The sequence below is a fragment of the Cyanobacterium sp. HL-69 genome, assembly GCA_002813895.1.
In the GTDB taxonomy this organism is placed as follows: Bacteria; Cyanobacteriota; Cyanobacteriia; order Cyanobacteriales; family Cyanobacteriaceae; genus Cyanobacterium.
The window spans coordinates 2,477,394-2,494,528 of record CP024912.1 but is presented as its reverse complement, the minus strand read 5'-3'; the positions used below and the strand labels follow the sequence as shown (position 1 = coordinate 2,494,528).

Genomic DNA, 17,135 nt, shown 5'->3' with positions numbered 1-17,135 from the left:
GGTTTAAACCCCTTTTTGAATGAAAGAAATAAAGATTTAACTGTCTTCTGTTTTTTTCTTACGAGTAGTGGTTTTTTTCGTGGTAGTTTTTTTGGTAGTAGCCTTTTTCCTCGTGGTAGTTTTCTTTTTGGCGGGGGCTTTATCCTTGAGTAATAACAAAGCCTTATCTAAACTCATACTTTCAGTGGTTTCCCCTTCGGGTAACTTGACGTTGGTTTTGCCGTGTTTGAAATACACCCCATAGGGTCCATCATAAATGTTAATCGGTTGCTCATCATCGGGATGGTTGCCCAATTCTCTTAATGGTTTTTTTGTACTTCCTGCACCACGCCCCCTACCTCTTTTTGGTTGAGCCAAAAGTTCTAAAGCCCTTTCAAAAGAAATAGTTAAGAGGTCATCTTCTTTTTTGAGGGAGCGATAATCTTTACCGTCTTTCCCTTGATCGTGGACTACATAGGGACCAAAACGACCTAAACTAACTTTAACGGGTTTTCCTGTGTCGGGATGTTCGCCGAGGGTACGGGGTAAGGAAAGATAAGATAAGGCCATATCCAAATCAATGTCTTCTAGGTTCGTACCTTTGGGAAAGGAGGCGGTTTTAGGCTTTTTGGCTCTGCCTTCGGGGGTGTCTCCTAGTTGAACGTAAGGACCATAGGTGCCGATTAGAAGATAGATGGGTTTTTCAGACTCGGGGTGATGTCCTAATACTTTGGGCCCTTCAATTTTTTGTTTTAAGAGCATCTCCACCTGTTCGGGATTAAGGTCGGAGGGGGTTAATTCTTCGGGAATGGAGGACTTTACTAGGTCGTCTCCCCTTTGGGCTTCGATATAGGCCCCAAAACGCCCTATCTTGACCTGTACATCAAGGTTTTTGAGGGCGATCGCCTTTGCTTGACTAGGGTCGATCTCTGTTTCCCTTGTTTTTACCTGATTTTGTAATCCTAGATCGCCTAAATAAAATTGCTTAAGATAGGGAAGCCATGGAGTTTGCCCTGTGGCAATTTCATCAAGGCTTTGCTCCATTTTGGAGGTGAATTTGGTATCTACTAATTCCTCGAAGTTTTGTTCTAGTAAACTGACCACCGCAAAGGCGGTAAAGGTAGGAATAAGGGCTTTGGCACGGAGTTGGGCATAACCTCGGTCAATGATGGTGCTGATAATACTAGCATAGGTACTAGGGCGCCCTACCCCTTCGGTTTCGAGGGTTTTGACGAGGGATGCTTCGGTGTAACGGGCGGGGGGTTGCGTTTGGTGGTTGACTACGTCTAATTCTTTACATTGGGGGCGATCGCCCTGTTTTAGATTAGGCAAAATTACTTCTTGGTTTTCCAGGGCCGCTTCGGGGTCGTCTGAACCTTCCACATAGGCACGGAAAAAGCCGGGGAAATCAATTCGTTTACCAGAGGAACGAAAAACCGCATCTTCTACCTGAATATTAACGGCGATTTGGGTTAATCTAGCTTCTGCCATTTGGGAAGCAACGGTACGTTTCCAGATCAAATCGTAGAGAGCTAATTCTCGATCCCTTAACCCTGTTTCCTTGGGGATGCGGAAGGTATTACCTGCAGGGCGGATGGCTTCATGGGCTTCTTGGGCGCCCTTGGCTTTGGTTTTATATTGTCTTGGTTTGGAGCTTAAATATTCTTTACCGTACATTTGTTCTACACAGGCACGGGCAGCGGCGATCGCCTGATCCGATAGATGTACCGAATCCGTACGCATATACGTGATGTAGCCATTTTCATAGAGGCTTTGGGCTATACGCATGGTATCCCTTGCCCCGAGTCCTAGTTTACGGTTAGCTTCTTGTTGGAGGGTAGAAGTGGTAAAGGGGGCGTAGGGTTTTCTGGTGGTGGGTTTTTCTTCCGTATCGGTGACAGTCCACGGTTTACCGTCCAATCTTTCCTTAAGGGCGATCGCCCCTTGCTCATCTAAAACCGTTACTTTTTTCCCCTTAATCAACTTACCCGTATCGGGATCAAAATCGCTTCCTGTGGCTAGTTTTTGCCCCCCTAAGGTGCTTAATTTTGCCTCAAAGTCACTTTTTTCATGATTCAACAATGCCTTAAGATCCCAATAAGAAGCACTATTAAAAGCCCTTCTCAACCTTTCCCTCTGTACCAAAAGACGCACCGCCACCGACTGCACCCTACCTGCGGATAAACCACGGGCAATTTTTTTCCATAGTAAAGGGGAGAGGGTATAACCCACTAAACGATCTAGGATACGACGGGTTTCTTGGGCATGAACCAAATTTTCATCAATATCTCGACAGTTAGACAAAGCCTTTTGGATAGCTTCCTTAGTAATTTCATGGAAAACCATACGCTTAATAGGCACTTTAGGCTTAAGCAACTGTAACAAATGCCAACTAATGCTCTCCCCTTCCCTATCTTCATCCGTCGCCAAAATTAACTCATCAGCACCCTTCAAAAGTTTTTTTAATTCCTGTACTTTCTTATTTTTTCCCTTGGGAATTACATAAATTGGCTCAAAATCATTTTCCACATTTACCCCTAACCTAGCCCAATCATACTGTTTATAATCAGCAGGAATTTCCTCCGCCGAGGAAGGTAAATCTCGAATATGCCCCATGGATGCTTCTACAATGAAGTCCTTGGGTAGATAATTACGGATTGTTTTTGCTTTGGTGGGTGACTCGACGATAACAAGGGTTGACATAGAAAATTATTTAGTCTCTCTTACTTTGCTACTATACCTATACTTTTATTATTAGCATAGTATGTGATTTCTGATTTTTTTTGGATGGAACCGCAGGAAGAAATAATTGTTTGCTTAGATTTACGATACTATGTCATCAATCGACAAAGAAGGTTAGCACAATAATCTATCAACAATTAGACGCAATGATGATATTGCTTCTTAAGTTTATTGTTATTTTGAACTCAGTATTTATCCTTCATCTTATCCCGAACTCAGGTTAGGTAAGATAAAATAGTAGTGAGAAAACTTATTGATTTGATAGTATTATGACAATTCAAGTGGGAAAAAAAGCACCAGATTTTATGGCTACGGCGGTGGTTGACCAAGAATTTAAAATGCTAAAACTGTCTGACTATCTCGATCAATATGTTATTTTGTTTTTTTATCCCCTCGATTTTACCTTCGTTTGTCCAACTGAAATTATAGCTTTTAGCGATCACCACGAAGAATTTGCCAGTTTCAATACAGAAATATTAGGAGTGTCTGTTGATAGTGAATTTGCCCATCTTGCATGGATTCAAACTGAGAGGAAACAAGGAGGTATAGGGGATATAAATTATCCTTTAGTCTCTGACCTCAAAAAAGAAATTAGCACCGCCTATAATGTACTAGAACCCGAAGCAGGAATCGCTCTGAGAGGCTTGTTCATTATTGATCCTGAAGGTATTATTCAATACATGACTATCAATAACTTTTCCTTCGGGCGCAGTGTGGATGAAACCCTAAGAGTATTAAAAGCAATTCAGTATGTGCAATCTCACCAAGACGAAGTATGTCCTATTGACTGGCAAGAAGGAGATAAAACTATGGTAAATGATCCTGTTAAATCTAAATCTTACTTTGCTTCTATGGCGGATAAATAGAGCAGAACAGAAAATGTTAATAGATGGAAAATACCAAATGGTGGGTAATGCCCACCCTGAAGATTTTGTGTTTCAGTTTCTAAGCCATCATGCAGAAAATTTAGAACTGATTAAGAAAACGTAAATCGCTATTATACAAACGGCGAATATCGTCAATTTTGTGAAGAATCATGGCAAATCTTTCTACCCCCAAACCAGCTGCAAAACCGCTGTATTCTTCTGGATCATAACCAACGGCTTTAAGTACATTGGGATCAACCATACCACAACCCATTACTTCTAACCATTTACCTTGCCATTGTACATCAACTTCTGCGGAAGGTTCGGTAAAGGGAAAGTAACTAGCACGAAAAACTGTGGGTAAATCATCCCCAAACATCTGTCTCAAAAATTCTTTGATAGTGCCTTTTAAATCGGTAAAAGTAAGGTTTTTACCAATGGCAAGGACTTCTATTTGATGGAATACCGCTGAATGGGTGGCATCTACGGTGTCACGGCGATACACTCTCCCGGGAGCAATAATATTGATGGGAGGCTCGTGATTTTCCATGTATCTAATTTGCACCGAGGAAGTATGGGTACGTAAAAGGCTACCATCTCCAAAGTAGAAGGTGTCTTGCATATCCCGTGCAGGATGCTCGGGAGGAGTGTTTAGAGCTTCAAAGTTGTAATAATCACTTTCGATTTGAGGCCCTTGGGCAACAGTGTAACCTAAGCCCACAAATATATCAATTACCCTGTCAATGGTGCTTTGGAGGGGATGGGATTTTCCTAGAGGTTTACTTACCCCCGGCATGGTGACATCGATGGTTTCTGAGGCGATTTGGGCTTGAATTTGTTGTTGTTGTAATTTTTCTTGTTGTTGGGTAAGGCTATTTTGAATTTTGTCTTTAATTTGGTTGGCAACGGCACCGACAACCGGGCGCATTTCCGGGGAAAGTTTGCCCATACCCTTTAATATTAATGATAGTTCGCCTTTTTTTCCTAAGTAAGCTACTCTTAATTCTTCTAATTTTTTTAAATTATCGCTATGGGCGATCGCACTTTGGGCTTCTTTCTCAAGGGTTTGTAATTGAATTTCAATTTCTGTTGCCATCTTTTTTTCATTCTCAGGTGTCGTTAATTTATTATTACTCAAAACATACCCTAGGACAATTGAATTGATCATGGATAATTATTTGATTCAGTACCCAAAATCTAATATCTAAACACCTAATTAACCCCTAACTCTTGCCTCATAGCTAATATTTTCTTTCCTTGGGTTCAAACATATTAATAACTACGGGCATATAGTCAATTTTTACCCCTTCAGGGTGATGGTAGGCAAGGGTATGTTGTAAAAATTGTTGGTCATTGCGTTGGGGAAAGTCTTCCCGTGAATGGGCGCCTCGGCTTTCTTGTCTTTGGATGGCGGAGGTAAGAATCATTTCCCCCACTACCATGATATTTTTTAATTCGAGGGCTTCGATTAACTCTGTATTCCAACAGTTGGATTTATCATCAAGGAAAATTTTACTATACAAAGACTTGAGTTCTTGAATTTTATCTAATCCTTGCTGCATTGTATCTTGAGAGCGAAACACGCCACAATGTTCCGTCATAGTATCTTGAAACTGTTGCCTTAAGTCATTTATCCTTATATCTCCCCATTGATTAAGTAAACAATGGATTCTGGCTTGGGCTGTTTCTAAATAGGGTATTTCGTTGATGGTGGGAAACTCTCTATTTTGAACATAAAGTGCGATCGCCCTTCCCGTTTTTCTGCCATATACCACGCATTCCAATAGGGAATTACTACCCAAACGGTTGGCACCATGCACCGATACACAGGCACACTCCCCCGCAGCAAAAAAGCCCTCTACGAGGGTATTTCCATCCTGACGCACTCGCCCATCGGTATTCACGGGGATTCCCCCCATACAATAATGGGCAGTGGGGCGCACGGGCATGGGTTCGTTTACTGCATCAATGCCCACCAACCGATGGGCTTCTTCCCAACAAAAAGGCACACGACTCATAATTTTTTCCTTACCCATATGAGTCAAATCCAGATGTATATAAGGCCCTCCTGCACTGCCATCGCTGTGGATACCCCTCCCCGCCCGAATCTCTTTCACAATTGCCCTAGAGGTGATGTCACGGGGGGCGAGTTCCATTTGATTGGGCGCATAGTTTGCCATAAATCTTTCCCCCTCGCTGTTGCGCAAATAAGCCCCTTCTCCCCTCACCGCTTCGGAGATTAAAACCCCTACAGGATATAACCCCGTAGGATGAAATTGGACAAATTCCATATCTTCTAAGGGCAACTGGGCGATCGCACACATCCCCAAACCATCCCCCGTAGAAGCATAATCATTAGAAGTAGTATTAAAAACCCGTCCATAACCCCCCGTGGCAAACATCACCGCCTTAGCCCCAACTACCTGCACATTACCATCATCAATGTTAAACATTACTACTCCTTTGGCTTCCCGTTGCCCTGAAGCCTTTTCTTCCAAAATCAAATCCATCACATACCATTCATCGTATATCTGAACCCCAAAACGCCGTAAATTATTTACCAACTCATGTAAAATGGCATGACCAGTTTTATCAGCTGCATAACAGGTGCGCTTGTGAGAATGCCCTCCGAAAGCCCGTTGGGCAATTTTTCCATCTTCTAAACGGGAAAATAACACCCCCAAATGTTCCAACTCAATAATTACTTCGGGGGCTTCCTTGGTTAAATATTCCACCGCATCTTGATCCGCTAAATAGTCTGAACCCTTTACAGTATCAAAAGCGTGAGCTTTCCAATCATCATTAGGATCCACATTTTGCAAACTTGCCGCAATGCCTCCCTGTGCCGCCACAGAATGGGAGCGAATGGGGTGAGTTTTTGCCACCAAAGCCACATCTATATCTTGATTTTGCTTTTTCATTTCCAACGCCGCCCGACAACCTGCCAAACCACCACCGATAATAATGACATCATGCTGTAACATAACCAAACCTGAGTAAACATCACTATTTCTATGGTGTGATAGTTATGGAAAAATGTACTATTTTGATTACAATTCTTCGTATTTTGTTTTAAAGTTATGACTATATTTCGCAAATATACAAAGAAAAGTATTTGTATCACATATTGATTCAGTAAGAGACACACTAGAAAGTAAGTTCAGTGAAAGCTAACAAGTTATTTTACTTTATCCTTTAATATAGCTTGTCTAGTGTCATCATCATTGATAATTAAATCCACTTGTAGATAATGGGGAGGTAAATGAGGTAATAACTCTGACCATTCTATGGCGGTTATACCTGCTTCAACTTCTATGCCTTCCCAGTAGGTTTGTAGGTGGAGTTGCTTAATCTCTGGAGGGGCAAGGCGATATAAATCGATGTGATACAGAGGTAAACGCCCTTCTAAATATTCATTGATTAAGGTAAAAGTGGGAGATGCGATCGCACTTTCGATACCCAAACCGGCCCCTAACCCTTGAATAAAAGTAGTTTTACCAGCGCCCAAATTTCCCCGTAATAAAATGACACTATTGGGGCTTAAATCTTGAGCCACTTTTTCCCCCAACTTTCTTGTTTCCCACTCATTCGCCAATAAAATATTTTTTTCACCCATTATTTTTATCCATAAATACTAAGATTTTATTGTGAAATTTCCTTGGTTAATTGTCAATAATAATTACAGGAATAGGACTATTTTCTAACACATTTTGAGATACCGAACCCATTAATATATCTCTATGAATATTCCGTTTACCCATAACAATTTCAGACACCCGAAAATCATCAGCAACCCTTAAAATTGTTTCTGGAATTGAGCCTTCCCTCACTAAAAATTGATAATCTATATCTGCTAAAATTTGACCCAAAACTGATTTTAAAGTATCGATATTAGAAGATATATCACTTTGTATAACGTGTAAAACTATCACCTTACTATCACTTCTTCTCGCCATTTCTGCTGTTTTAGTTAATACCCCTTTACCTTCCACAGAATCACTAATAGCAGTCAACAACACAATTTTATTATCCATCATCACTTTAGTAGGATCAACCTCTCCTTTTTGTAATAAACGAGGAGCAAAAGTTGGAATAGCCCAAGCCCCAAGGGGTGCAGTTATTAAAATCGATAAAGCTGCGATCGCCAATATTTCCTCACCACCATCGATGCCCAAACCCAACGGGATAGCACCCACCGCTGCCTGCACGGTAGCTTTGGGTGAATTAGCGGGGAGTAAAAACAATCTTTCTTTACCATTCCAATTACTGCCCCATGTGGATAAATACCACCCCAACATCCTACCCACCAAAGTACCCATCAAAATTATTACTAAACCAACTCCCAAAGTATTGCCTAATATATCCAGTTGAATATTTGCCCCCAATAACACAAAAAGAAAAATTTGAGCAACTTTCCAAAGACTATCAAATCCTTGTCTTAATCTTCTACCCAAAGGGAGTGCAAACTCAATCAAGAAAAATCCACCACTCATCACGGTTAAATAACCCGAAAAGAATGGATATTCACTAGCCATTAATACTAAAAATAAAGCAAAACTCGCCGTAATAAGAGTATCGTAAACAGCACTAGAAGATACCTTTTTAGTTACTAAAATAAATACTAAAAATTTAGCCAATAACCAACCAAAAAGAACTCCTAAAACAATTTGCAAAACTAACTGAAAAGGCAATAGTTGTAAAGAACTTAAATTAAAATCTACTTCCGTTGAAAAAAGAGCAATTAATAAACTAAAAATTAACAACAATAAAACATCAGATAAGGCACTCCCCGTCAAGATAGCATCAGGAATTCCTTTTTTTACCCCCAAACCTAAACTCTTGAGCCGTAACATTCCTGGCACAATTACCGCAGGAGATTCCGCTGACAAGATACAACCCAAAAGTAATCCTGTAGGCAAATCAAAATTTAAGAGATTCATGGCTAAAAAAGTAATAGCAATCATCTCACAAATAGCTGGTAAAAACCCTAGTCTGAGGGCTACACTGCCTTGCTCTTGCAATTTTTGACGATCCAACCCCAATCCTGCTTTCATCAAGATAATCATCACAGCAAGAGTTCTAAAAGCACTGGCCGATTCGAGGGCTGATTCAGTTAAAATATTAACACCCTGTGAGCCAAGAATAATTCCAATTAATATCATTCCCACTAAACTAGGAATTTTGAGTTTATTAACAATTTCTCCTGCAAAAAAACCAAGGATTAAAATTAAGACATAATCTAAAAGCATTTAGGACAATAATTAGATATTATTTTATCGAATATAGCACTCTCACACTACCTTTAAAAATTTTTATATATAGTCAATAACTTTTTGTTTCTCTTAAAATCGAATAAACTGTTGTGGTTCTAAAATTTACGGGATGAATGTTATTTAAACCTATTTTTGTTCTCAAAACTTTCCCACTAGTCAGCGAATGATGGTCATTTTTTTGTGTTTACTACTAAAATACATTAAGATTTAAGTAACGATAAGTAACGATATTTTAAGAAATTTTGTTTAATAATACTTTTTTAACCCAAATTGGTTCATACTTCCCTGCGGCGATGGGTGCAATGGCACAATATCAGCAAGGGGTATGGCGGGATGAGGAAAAGCGTCAAAGTATTCTCATTTTCTTTGCTTCTGCTTTCCTTGTTTCTATTCCCGTTTTTTTTCAGGCGCCTTTAGTCCGCACTTTTCCTGTTTTTAGTTTAATTTCTACTCTAGTTTGGGTTTTTTTTGGTCTAAAGTTAAGGTCAAACTCTAAAACCTATTTATGGGGAGACATCATCATCGGCTTTAGCTGGAGTTGGTTATGTGGCTCAATTTATTGGGGTTGGTTGAGATGGACTCCTGCTATTCATATTCCCATCGAAGCCATCGGCTTACCCTTCGCCCTTTGGGGTATTTGGCGCAGTTGGGGCTTAATTGGCAATTATTTTTATCTTGGCTCATTACTTGGCACTGCCATCACAGATTTATACTTCTATATCGCTGGTTTGATTCCCTATTGGGTTGAAATCATGGATAGTGATCCTAATTTAATTAAACCTATGTTACAAGGAGCGATCGCCCAAGTCAATACCCCGTGGGGAATAAGTTGGGCTATTCTACTAGCAAATATCCTCCTAGCCATTAGTCTCTATGCCCTTCAACAGAAAAAACTCCATCATCTTGCTTTTGCAGGGGCAGTATTAAGCACCATCATTACCGATGGATTATTTTTAGTGGCTGCCTATTTCGGAGTTGGGGGCTAAAAGATAGATATATTTTTCTTTATGTAATTCTTTGTGTAGTACGGTGAGTATTTACACTTAGTTACTTGTAAAATACATTTGTTACCTTAAGCACAAAATAATTAGCTAGGTATCTTAGAATACGATCAGCTAAGGTTTTATCTAAGTAATAGACCAACTATCAAGTTAAATTTTGTTAACTAAAGTTAGACAAATATAACGATGTCCATTTACGATAACTACAGTAAATTATAAATAAGCAATTAATTACATTTTAAAGAGGTTATCCGATATGAAATTTTGTCTAAAGTGTAAAGGTAGCGGTAAAATTTTAGAAAGAAGACTATCAGACTATATAAACTCTTTCGATTATTACCCTGCCGTTTGTCCTGATTGTGAAGGACAAGGAATTAAGGCTCAAAAATCACATAAATAAGTTGAGGTACTTTGTCAAAGCCATTATTTCGATTTTTGAAGAATTATTAATAGTAAGACTTGTGATATTAACACTAAATAGAGGTAGTTGAATAATTAACGACTGTCTCTGCTTCTTTATTTTATAAAGCACTAATATTCCATTAATTTTGTCAATACTCACCCTCATTTATCTTTTTTATATAGCTTATTTTTTTTGCTTATCTAGTTATTTGATAATCTCTTTTAAATTATCTACGGCGATTTTTACAAAGGGTAATAGCTAATTTAATCGCAGATTTCATACTTTCGGGGTTAGCAATACCTTTTCCTGCGATGTCAAAAGCGGTACCATGGTCAGGAGATGTACGGATAAAGGGTAAACCGATGGTAGTATTAATAGCTTGATCAAATGCCATGGCTTTAACGGGAATTAATCCCTGATCATGATAAAGGGCTAAAAAAGCATCAGCGACATTAATATTAGGATCATCGTACCATGCTTGAGATGGTTTGACCCACATGGTATCGGGGGGCAATAAGCCCATAAGTTTGGCGGGGGCATATTTTTTTTGAGCATCATTAAACCAATCCTGTAACCATTCTTTTTCCTCTGTGCCTAGTTTACCGTCTTCGCCACTATGGGGATTTAGCCCGGCGATCGCAATTATGGGTGCATCTAAGTTAAAATCTTTTTTGAGGGTATCTAACAATAACTCTAACTTAAGGGTCATTAACTCAGCATTAAGGGTGCTAGAAACCTGATTTAGGGGAATATGGGTAGTGGCTAGAAGGGTTTTCAAAATCCAACCCGTGCGGGGAGACTGCCCCACAAACATCATGCCAAATTTATCGGTACGGGATTTTAGTGCCAAAACCTCTGTTTGCCCGGGATAATCATAACCTGCTTTTTGCCATAAATATTTGGCAATGGGGGCGGTGACTATGCCTTCAAATTTACCCTCTAGGGTGAGTTGAATTGCTTTTTCAAGGTATAAAAAACTAGCTTCTCCCGTTTGTGCATTTCCTTCTCCCCAAGAGCTTTGGAGGGGGTACGATACATCAATAATATCAAAATTATCAGGATGTGCTAAGTTAGTGACATGGGAAAAACTATGGTAGGTATGTTCTAGCCAAGGGCGATCGCCTATAATCGTGATATTAGCATCTTCAGTAATAGAAGAATCAGCTAAGGCTTTGAGAATAACTTCTGGGCCAATTCCCGCAGCATCTCCCATGGTTAAAACCAGATTAACTTTGTTGTTGTTAATATTCAAAATACTATAAGGATATAAAATAACAAAAATAAAAAAATCTCGTCTATGTAGCAGATATTAATAATTCAGAGCAAAATTCTCCTTAATAATTTCGGACAAATACTCTGAAAACTATTATAAGTTTTTTCTTTGCTTTAAATATGCAATGGCATCTCGAGGAAATTAATCCAATGGTTATAGGAAGAAACTCTCAAAATATCTATCTCACCCCCTCAGCTTTTAAACTCTTTTCCTAGAAATTATTTATGGATGCTTTTTTAAACCCCATTGTTAATTATTCAAAAAAAAACTAACCATTATTTTTCTCCCCTTTACTATTCAGATTCCATGATTCAAGTGTTAGCAGTTATCTCCGCCGCCGCCTCTGGAGGCTTTCGTCTCGGTTTACCCCTTCTCATCATCGGTTTAGCCAATGTAGATAAACTTTGGTCAGAAATACCTCTACTAAATCGCATTCAGCCTGAAGTGTTACTCGCTATTTTAGTATCTGTAACTATTTTTGAAATCCTCGGCACAAAAAGAATGATTGGCTTAAGGATAATTCAAATTATTCAGCTTATACTTAGCCCTGTGGTAGGGGCAATTTTAGCGGTGGGGGCGGCTAATTGGACAAATTTAGAGTATGTGCCTTTGTGGATAATTGCCGTTACGGGGGGGTTATTTGCCCTTGTATTGAGATTTGTTTTGGTGGGTTTATTTTTTCGTTGGGGAAAAATGCCTATCATATTAACGGTTTCAGAGGATATATTAGCGATGATACTCGCATTACTCGCCCTCACTTCCCCTGAAAATGGAGGATTAATTGCCATGTTATTATTACTCCTTGCCCTGCGTATCTCGTCGGAATGGAGACAGTGGCAAAAGCAACGAAAATTACCTTTAGAAAATCTTACAATAAACCCCGATAGCGAATAAATAGAAGAATTACAGCCCAAGAGCCAAGACAAACTTTAACGGCTACTAAAATGTTTAAAATAGGGATAATTCCGCCACTAGAAAGGCTTCCCATTTGCCCATAGGGTAATTCTCCCCCCATGAGGGTTATGACGGCAAGAATAATAAAAATTAGTACAGAAACTTTTTCGATGATAGCAACACGCCATTTTTGATAAATTTCCTCTAACATTTCCCATGGGGATGTAATGGCTACAAGGGCGATCGCCGTTCCTCCTGCCACCCCTGCAGCAAATCCACCCCCGGGGCTAAGATGTCCCCTCAAGGCTAGTTCTATGGACACCAGAGTGGCAATGGTTGCCCCGAAACGGGCTAATACCACAGAGGGTTGATCGGTAAATTGATAAACTACTTGGGTAGGGGTTTCATTGGAGAGCAAAAAAGTAGCTCCCAAAATGGCGATGGTGAATACTACCACCTCAAAAACTGTGTCATACAATCGGTTACGAAAAATTACCCCTGATACGGAGTTGGTGACTCCCGAGTCTTGGATAATAGTTTCCATAATGCTTAATTCTCCTATTTCGGCAACGGCCGTGGAGGTAAATAGCATTTTTAAAAATAGAGCGAATCCTGCTAATAAATACAGTATTTTCATAAAGGGTTTTGGTGAAAGTGAAATAATGGCAAAAGTTCAGTCCTCAAAATATTACCATTATTGCTTATTTTCTATCTAAACAATAAACATTATTGAAATTAAGCTATGCTATGATTTTATCTTACAAGGAAGAGCCATTTTTTAGTGAGTCTTATGTATTAGTTATATTTATAAGGAGATAACTAAATATTTATCTTGAAATTTAGCCCCCTTAACGGGTTGCCCCTTCAATGGTGGTGGTAAAAAGATGTTACGGCGTTGATCTCCTGCTTCGATGGTAATTTCTGGGCCTGATTGGCTTAGTTTTACTTGTTTTTTGGCGAAGCCTGGCAGAAATATTTTCACTTCCCTTTTACTGGTATCGATTTCTAAGGGTTTAGGGGCTTGACGGGCATTTTCTTGAAAGTCGGGCAGCAGCGCCATAATGCTATTCCAATCTTGGTTCGTGGTTTGGGGAATGGGGTTGATGGCGAGGGGATGAAATTGGGCGGTAATTTCGGGGGTGTTGGTGCTTTGATTGAGTAATACTCCCCCCACGGTTAAACCGATTTGTTGCGCTCCTCCCCATAAATAAAGGGCAGAGGCGATCGCACTGGTTTGATCATTGGTAACTAAAAAGGCGGCTACCCTAGACGGGTTATGCACAGCTTTTTTACCATTTTCTAACAACTCATTGGCTTCGTTAGTGGGTTGGGAAGCAAAGTTATCAGCATTCCAAGAAACATTTAATACGGCACTGCTAACGGGTTGAATGAAGGGAGAGAGTCCTTTTACAATATCAGAATTTGCCAAAATGTCGCGCATACGGCGAATGTACCAGCTAAGGGTGTCGGGAATACCGAACATTCTCAGACAACTAAGGGCGTTTTTGCTATCAAAAATAATTATGTCATACTGTTCATCTTGTTCCCGAAGATAGTTTAGTGTCAGGGCTTCATCCATGCCGGGTAATAGACTAAGTTCTGAACCATAAATATTTTTAAGTATGGGCGATCGCAAATATTTCTTTTCTAATTCTTCAACCTTTTCCCAACTATCTTCTAATAATTTACTACTATGAAGGCGAATGGCGTTTAAATTGGGGACAATTTCCGTTACTTCTTTACCTACATCTTTCCCCAGTAGAGCCGAAAAACAAGGGCTAGAGTCTTGCACTGCTAATAATACTTTTTTTCCCTGTTGTGCATATGAATGGGCAGAGGCGATCGCCATTGTGGTTGAACCTACACCGCCTTTTCCTAAAAAAGTTAAAATAAAAGCCATTATAAAAGTAGTAAATAATCAATAATGTGGATGAATACATTGTAGGACGTTCGATGAACGTCCCCTTGCCTGATTTATTGAACTAAGACAACTTCATCTTCAAAAAACCAACCAGTAGTAGCATCCGGAAACTCTACAAATACACCCACGCCACTACCATCAGTCATTTTAAAAGATTTAATAGTTGCCGCTTGTCCTTGTTTTACTTTTTCGACAATCTCAGGGGATACTTTTTCTCTTAGGCGACAGATTTTTACCTTTTGTCCAACTTCCATAAAAATTTTTATACCGTAGTTTAAATTAACAACTCTTAATTTTATCGGAATTTGGCAATCTTTAGCCCTTGTTTTAAGAACACTACTTATTAAGAAAAATAAACTATCCTATCTCAAATAACCTTTTTTTGTCACTTTCCGAGAAAAAAGTGGCAAGATAAAAAGATAGTAAAAATGAAAAGCAGTTATGGCAATGGATATAGCGGAACAAATTAGGCAAAACTTACCTCGAAATCCCACAGAAACAGTTCCCCTCATTGATGATTATTGTTCGTTTTATCGTTCTTTATTTTCCGATGTGCGTAATTATGAATATTTTAAATATTTACACTTAGGATTAATTTTGACAGTCAAAAGAAAATCTTTGCCGGGAATAAGTAAAATTGTTAATGTTTCCTCTCAAGGTTTGCATCATTTTCAGGACTTACGCAAACCATAATAACTACTAGACTAAAACTCTGATGTATTAAGCCTTACAACAATATTAGTACATTATGACTATTGCTTGAAAATCTGATGCTGATAAAATAAGTTTTATAGCTGAGGGGGCGACAAGGCACTCACAAGGCAGATTGGACAAGGGAAATAGTCCTCATATCTTGACGATAATAAAAGTGTTTCTGAAGAAATAAAGAGGTTAACTCTTCTAATTGTTCTTGAAAAAGGCATATTTCACTTAGCCATTTTATGGCATCTAGACCCATCGAAAAATCACTATATCTACTGTGGGATCATGATTTTCCGTATATGGATTGAAGTTATCAATTAGTCAGCAAAAACGCTTATTTTGGCTATTTAGCGATGTTTTGAGCTTTTTCGTTCTACCATAACCCTAGGAGTAGGTGATCTCTGGTAATGGAATTTATCTTATGCCGGGAGGCGGAATTGAACCGCCGACACGAGGATTTTCAGAATTAACAAAATAAGGGCAATCGCACTGATTGCCCTTAATATTTTTCACGACATTTTATATGACAAACAATAATGGGTGATAAAACTATCAAGTTATAAATAAAGTGCAATTCAATTCGGGGAATAAATTGCTCTAAAAAAGTCATTGGTTTATTACCCCCAAACCAATATTCCTTAAATATCGATTGTAACAATAGACCAAAGTGTTCATTGTGGTGCAATATTGCTAATATGGTAGCCGTGTAATAATAGGTATTTTGTCTTGCTAATGGTAGGAAGAAGATGACATTAAACAGACTAAAAAGATAGTGCAGTATCTCACTACGGATAAGAATAGGAAACAATAATCCTATTATTCCCAAACTCTGAGAACGTTCCCACCCTAGAATATAAACTTGTATTATCTGGGTGAAATGTTCAAACAGATGAAACCAAATAACATACCACATTAAAATAAACCTGTAGGGGGTGAATCATCTTCATAGCTAGTCATAGTAGGAAAGTCACGGCTTACGTTATTTCTACGGGGTACAAACTTAGTATTATTTTTAAGGTAGTTATTCAGATCTGCTATTTGGTCAAGCAATACTTGATACTTTAGTTTGGCATATTCGCTACGGTGTGCAAGTTGTTGATAGATACCATCAATTTGAGACTTAGTATAGGCAATGTCATCCTCTAACTTCCCTAACATTTTCTCAAGGTTTTTAATCTCCTTTTGCTTATCTCGTAAGTTGGTCTGTTGTACCTGTAACCACCATAATAAAAACGGCACTATCAGGGCAAGGATACCGAGGATTAGATTAGACCATTCCATTGACTACCTCCATCATTTCACCTTTGCCGTTAATTGTGCAGTTACGGAATACTAACACCGCCGTTGGCAAGGTCTTAAATTGTTTTTCTGGTATTTGGAAGGTATCACACGGACACTCATTGAGGTTTAGCTTGTCATGGTCAACCCCGTAATATTGGTCAGACCTACTACAATAAACACCCCACCTTCTCAAACCCCATGGTCTGCCTTGCCAATGTAATATGACCATATCACCCTTAAACGGAATGTTATTGAGTAATGGTCTAAAGTCCAACCTTAATGCCTGTTTCTCATGATTTTCCCAGAATACTCTGAACTGTCCTAACCCTAACTTAATAATTTTTTGTCTCATTAGCTTATTTAGGTTTGAGGTGGTACGGGAGGATTTAAGTGAACATTTTTAGCAAAGACAACAACAGAGTCTAAATCAACAGAACTGATAACACTAGCTATCTGATTCTCAGCAATAACAAAGAAAGGAAAGTTATAAAAGAAACTATTTCCCAAGGTGTTGCTATTCCCTGCCAAGTCAATCTCCCAAAGGATAGTACCATTTTGCTGGATTCTAATAATCAGGGAATTACTGTTACTTACCCCCGTACTTTTATATCCAAAAAGGGTTACAGGAGTTATTGTTTGACCAATCACCCGAAAATCCCATTTATATTCTCTCCCAGCTTCAATTTGACTAACCTGATAAGGAGTAATTTCGGGTATTGCTTCACCGCCATAAAAAATACCTCTATCATTAAAAGCCCTAATTGCTGAATTGCCTTGAACTATACTTGTTTTAATCATAT

The 17,135-nt window shown here is 38.9% G+C and carries 16 protein-coding genes and 1 pseudogene; 5 read left to right on the top strand and 12 right to left on the bottom strand.

Annotation, left to right across the window (positions count from 1 at the left end; all coding sequences use genetic code 11):
• Positions 1-36: 36 nt before the first annotated feature.
• The gene (topA, locus tag AA637_RS11490; RefSeq protein ID WP_446682876.1) at positions 37-2,682 is read right to left on the bottom strand and encodes a type I DNA topoisomerase; all 2,646 of its coding nucleotides are present in this window, start codon (positions 2,680-2,682) and stop codon (positions 37-39) included.
• A 308-nt stretch (positions 2,683-2,990) separates the two neighbouring features.
• Between topA and AA637_RS11485 the strand changes: the two genes are divergently transcribed.
• A complete protein-coding gene (locus AA637_RS11485) occupies positions 2,991-3,587 on the top strand; it encodes a redoxin domain-containing protein (RefSeq protein WP_446682875.1) in 597 nt (198 codons plus the stop codon).
• Positions 3,588-3,687: 100 nt separating this feature from the next.
• On the opposite strand, the gene pheS is transcribed toward AA637_RS11485, so the two are convergent.
• The 4 genes from pheS to AA637_RS11465 form a co-directional block, all read right to left on the bottom strand.
• On the bottom strand, positions 3,688-4,683 hold the full coding sequence (gene pheS, locus AA637_RS11480; RefSeq protein WP_446682874.1) for a phenylalanine--tRNA ligase subunit alpha: 996 nt from the start codon (positions 4,681-4,683) through the stop codon (positions 3,688-3,690).
• 145 nt (positions 4,684-4,828) lie between these two features.
• Positions 4,829-6,571: a succinate dehydrogenase/fumarate reductase flavoprotein subunit gene (locus tag AA637_RS11475; RefSeq protein ID WP_446682873.1), complete on the bottom strand. Its 1,743-nt coding sequence runs from the start codon at positions 6,569-6,571 to the stop codon at positions 4,829-4,831.
• Between the two features lie 194 nt (positions 6,572-6,765).
• Complete coding sequence (tsaE, locus tag AA637_RS11470; protein WP_446682872.1) at positions 6,766-7,203, bottom strand: tRNA (adenosine(37)-N6)-threonylcarbamoyltransferase complex ATPase subunit type 1 TsaE; 438 nt, start codon at positions 7,201-7,203, stop codon at positions 6,766-6,768.
• A 46-nt stretch (positions 7,204-7,249) separates the two neighbouring features.
• Entirely contained in the window at positions 7,250-8,836 is a 1,587-nt protein-coding gene (locus AA637_RS11465; RefSeq protein ID WP_446682871.1) for a cation:proton antiporter, read from the bottom strand.
• Between the two features lie 326 nt (positions 8,837-9,162).
• Here AA637_RS11465 and AA637_RS11460 point away from each other — a divergent pair, with 326 nt between their 5' ends.
• Positions 9,163-9,846, top strand: coding sequence for a DUF3120 domain-containing protein (locus AA637_RS11460; RefSeq protein WP_446684581.1), 684 nt, complete (start codon positions 9,163-9,165; stop codon positions 9,844-9,846).
• A gap of 271 nt (positions 9,847-10,117) precedes the next feature.
• Positions 10,118-10,261: a hypothetical protein gene (locus AA637_RS11455; RefSeq protein WP_161486847.1), complete on the top strand. Its 144-nt coding sequence runs from the start codon at positions 10,118-10,120 to the stop codon at positions 10,259-10,261.
• A gap of 229 nt (positions 10,262-10,490) precedes the next feature.
• On the opposite strand, the gene pdxA is transcribed toward AA637_RS11455, so the two are convergent.
• Positions 10,491-11,519, bottom strand: coding sequence for a 4-hydroxythreonine-4-phosphate dehydrogenase PdxA (gene pdxA, locus AA637_RS11450; protein WP_446684580.1), 1,029 nt, complete (start codon positions 11,517-11,519; stop codon positions 10,491-10,493).
• 324 nt (positions 11,520-11,843) lie between these two features.
• Between pdxA and AA637_RS11445 the strand changes: the two genes are divergently transcribed.
• Positions 11,844-12,431 (top strand): DUF4126 domain-containing protein, encoded by a 588-nt coding sequence (locus AA637_RS11445; protein WP_069791654.1) that lies wholly within the window; start codon positions 11,844-11,846, stop codon positions 12,429-12,431.
• Here the strand turns inward: AA637_RS11445 and AA637_RS11440 are convergent.
• The 3 genes from AA637_RS11440 to petP all read right to left on the bottom strand — a co-directional run bounded on the left by AA637_RS11440 (position 12,406) and on the right by petP (position 14,606).
• Positions 12,406-13,068 carry a Na(+)/H(+) antiporter subunit B gene (locus tag AA637_RS11440; RefSeq protein ID WP_446682870.1) on the bottom strand — a complete coding sequence of 221 codons (663 nt, stop codon included), beginning with the start codon at positions 13,066-13,068 and terminating at the stop codon, positions 12,406-12,408. The genes AA637_RS11445 and AA637_RS11440 overlap by 26 nt on opposite strands.
• A 168-nt stretch (positions 13,069-13,236) precedes the next feature.
• Positions 13,237-14,331, bottom strand: a complete 1,095-nt coding sequence (locus tag AA637_RS11435; protein ID WP_446682869.1) for a Get3/ArsA fold putative tail anchor-mediating ATPase NosAFP — start codon at positions 14,329-14,331, stop codon at positions 13,237-13,239.
• Positions 14,332-14,405: 74 nt separating this feature from the next.
• Positions 14,406-14,606: a cytochrome b6f subunit PetP gene (petP, locus tag AA637_RS11430; RefSeq protein ID WP_069791657.1), complete on the bottom strand. Its 201-nt coding sequence runs from the start codon at positions 14,604-14,606 to the stop codon at positions 14,406-14,408.
• 193 nt (positions 14,607-14,799) lie between these two features.
• Here petP and AA637_RS11425 point away from each other — a divergent pair.
• Positions 14,800-15,024: pseudogene (locus AA637_RS11425) on the top strand (IS701 family transposase); the annotation flags it as partial.
• Between the two features lie 942 nt (positions 15,025-15,966).
• On the opposite strand, the gene AA637_RS11420 reads toward AA637_RS11425, so the two are convergent.
• The 3 genes from AA637_RS11420 to AA637_RS11410 are packed head-to-tail and all read right to left on the bottom strand — an operon-like array spanning position 15,967 to position 17,133.
• Positions 15,967-16,335, bottom strand: coding sequence for a hypothetical protein (locus AA637_RS11420; RefSeq protein WP_446682868.1), 369 nt, complete (start codon positions 16,333-16,335; stop codon positions 15,967-15,969).
• A complete protein-coding gene (locus AA637_RS11415) occupies positions 16,322-16,687 on the bottom strand; it encodes a hypothetical protein (protein ID WP_446682867.1) in 366 nt (121 codons plus the stop codon). Before AA637_RS11415 ends, AA637_RS11420 begins: the two co-directional genes overlap by 14 nt.
• An 8-nt stretch (positions 16,688-16,695) precedes the next feature.
• Positions 16,696-17,133 carry a hypothetical protein gene (locus tag AA637_RS11410; protein WP_446682866.1) on the bottom strand — a complete coding sequence of 146 codons (438 nt, stop codon included), beginning with the start codon at positions 17,131-17,133 and terminating at the stop codon, positions 16,696-16,698.
• Positions 17,134-17,135: the final 2 nt, after the last annotated feature.

What these genes read in the sequence shown, in the direction of transcription:
- topA (WP_446682876.1), bottom strand. Translation starts at nt 2,682, where the DNA reads ATGTCAACCCTTGTTATCGTCGAGTCACCCACCAAAGCAAAAACAATC.
- AA637_RS11485 (WP_446682875.1), top strand. Translation starts at nt 2,991, where the DNA reads ATGACAATTCAAGTGGGAAAAAAAGCACCAGATTTTATGGCTACGGCG.
- pheS (WP_446682874.1), bottom strand. Translation starts at nt 4,683, where the DNA reads ATGGCAACAGAAATTGAAATTCAATTACAAACCCTTGAGAAAGAAGCC.
- AA637_RS11475 (WP_446682873.1), bottom strand. Translation starts at nt 6,571, where the DNA reads ATGTTACAGCATGATGTCATTATTATCGGTGGTGGTTTGGCAGGTTGT.
- tsaE (WP_446682872.1), bottom strand. Translation starts at nt 7,203, where the DNA reads ATGGGTGAAAAAAATATTTTATTGGCGAATGAGTGGGAAACAAGAAAG.
- AA637_RS11465 (WP_446682871.1), bottom strand. Translation starts at nt 8,836, where the DNA reads ATGCTTTTAGATTATGTCTTAATTTTAATCCTTGGTTTTTTTGCAGGA.
- AA637_RS11460 (WP_446684581.1), top strand. Translation starts at nt 9,163, where the DNA reads ATGGCACAATATCAGCAAGGGGTATGGCGGGATGAGGAAAAGCGTCAA.
- AA637_RS11455 (WP_161486847.1), top strand. Translation starts at nt 10,118, where the DNA reads ATGAAATTTTGTCTAAAGTGTAAAGGTAGCGGTAAAATTTTAGAAAGA.
- AA637_RS11445 (WP_069791654.1), top strand. Translation starts at nt 11,844, where the DNA reads ATGATTCAAGTGTTAGCAGTTATCTCCGCCGCCGCCTCTGGAGGCTTT.
- AA637_RS11440 (WP_446682870.1), bottom strand. Translation starts at nt 13,068, where the DNA reads ATGAAAATACTGTATTTATTAGCAGGATTCGCTCTATTTTTAAAAATG.
- AA637_RS11435 (WP_446682869.1), bottom strand. Translation starts at nt 14,331, where the DNA reads ATGGCTTTTATTTTAACTTTTTTAGGAAAAGGCGGTGTAGGTTCAACC.
- petP (WP_069791657.1), bottom strand. Translation starts at nt 14,606, where the DNA reads ATGGAAGTTGGACAAAAGGTAAAAATCTGTCGCCTAAGAGAAAAAGTA.
- AA637_RS11420 (WP_446682868.1), bottom strand. Translation starts at nt 16,335, where the DNA reads ATGGAATGGTCTAATCTAATCCTCGGTATCCTTGCCCTGATAGTGCCG.
- AA637_RS11415 (WP_446682867.1), bottom strand. Translation starts at nt 16,687, where the DNA reads ATGAGACAAAAAATTATTAAGTTAGGGTTAGGACAGTTCAGAGTATTC.
- AA637_RS11410 (WP_446682866.1), bottom strand. Translation starts at nt 17,133, where the DNA reads ATGATTAAAACAAGTATAGTTCAAGGCAATTCAGCAATTAGGGCTTTT.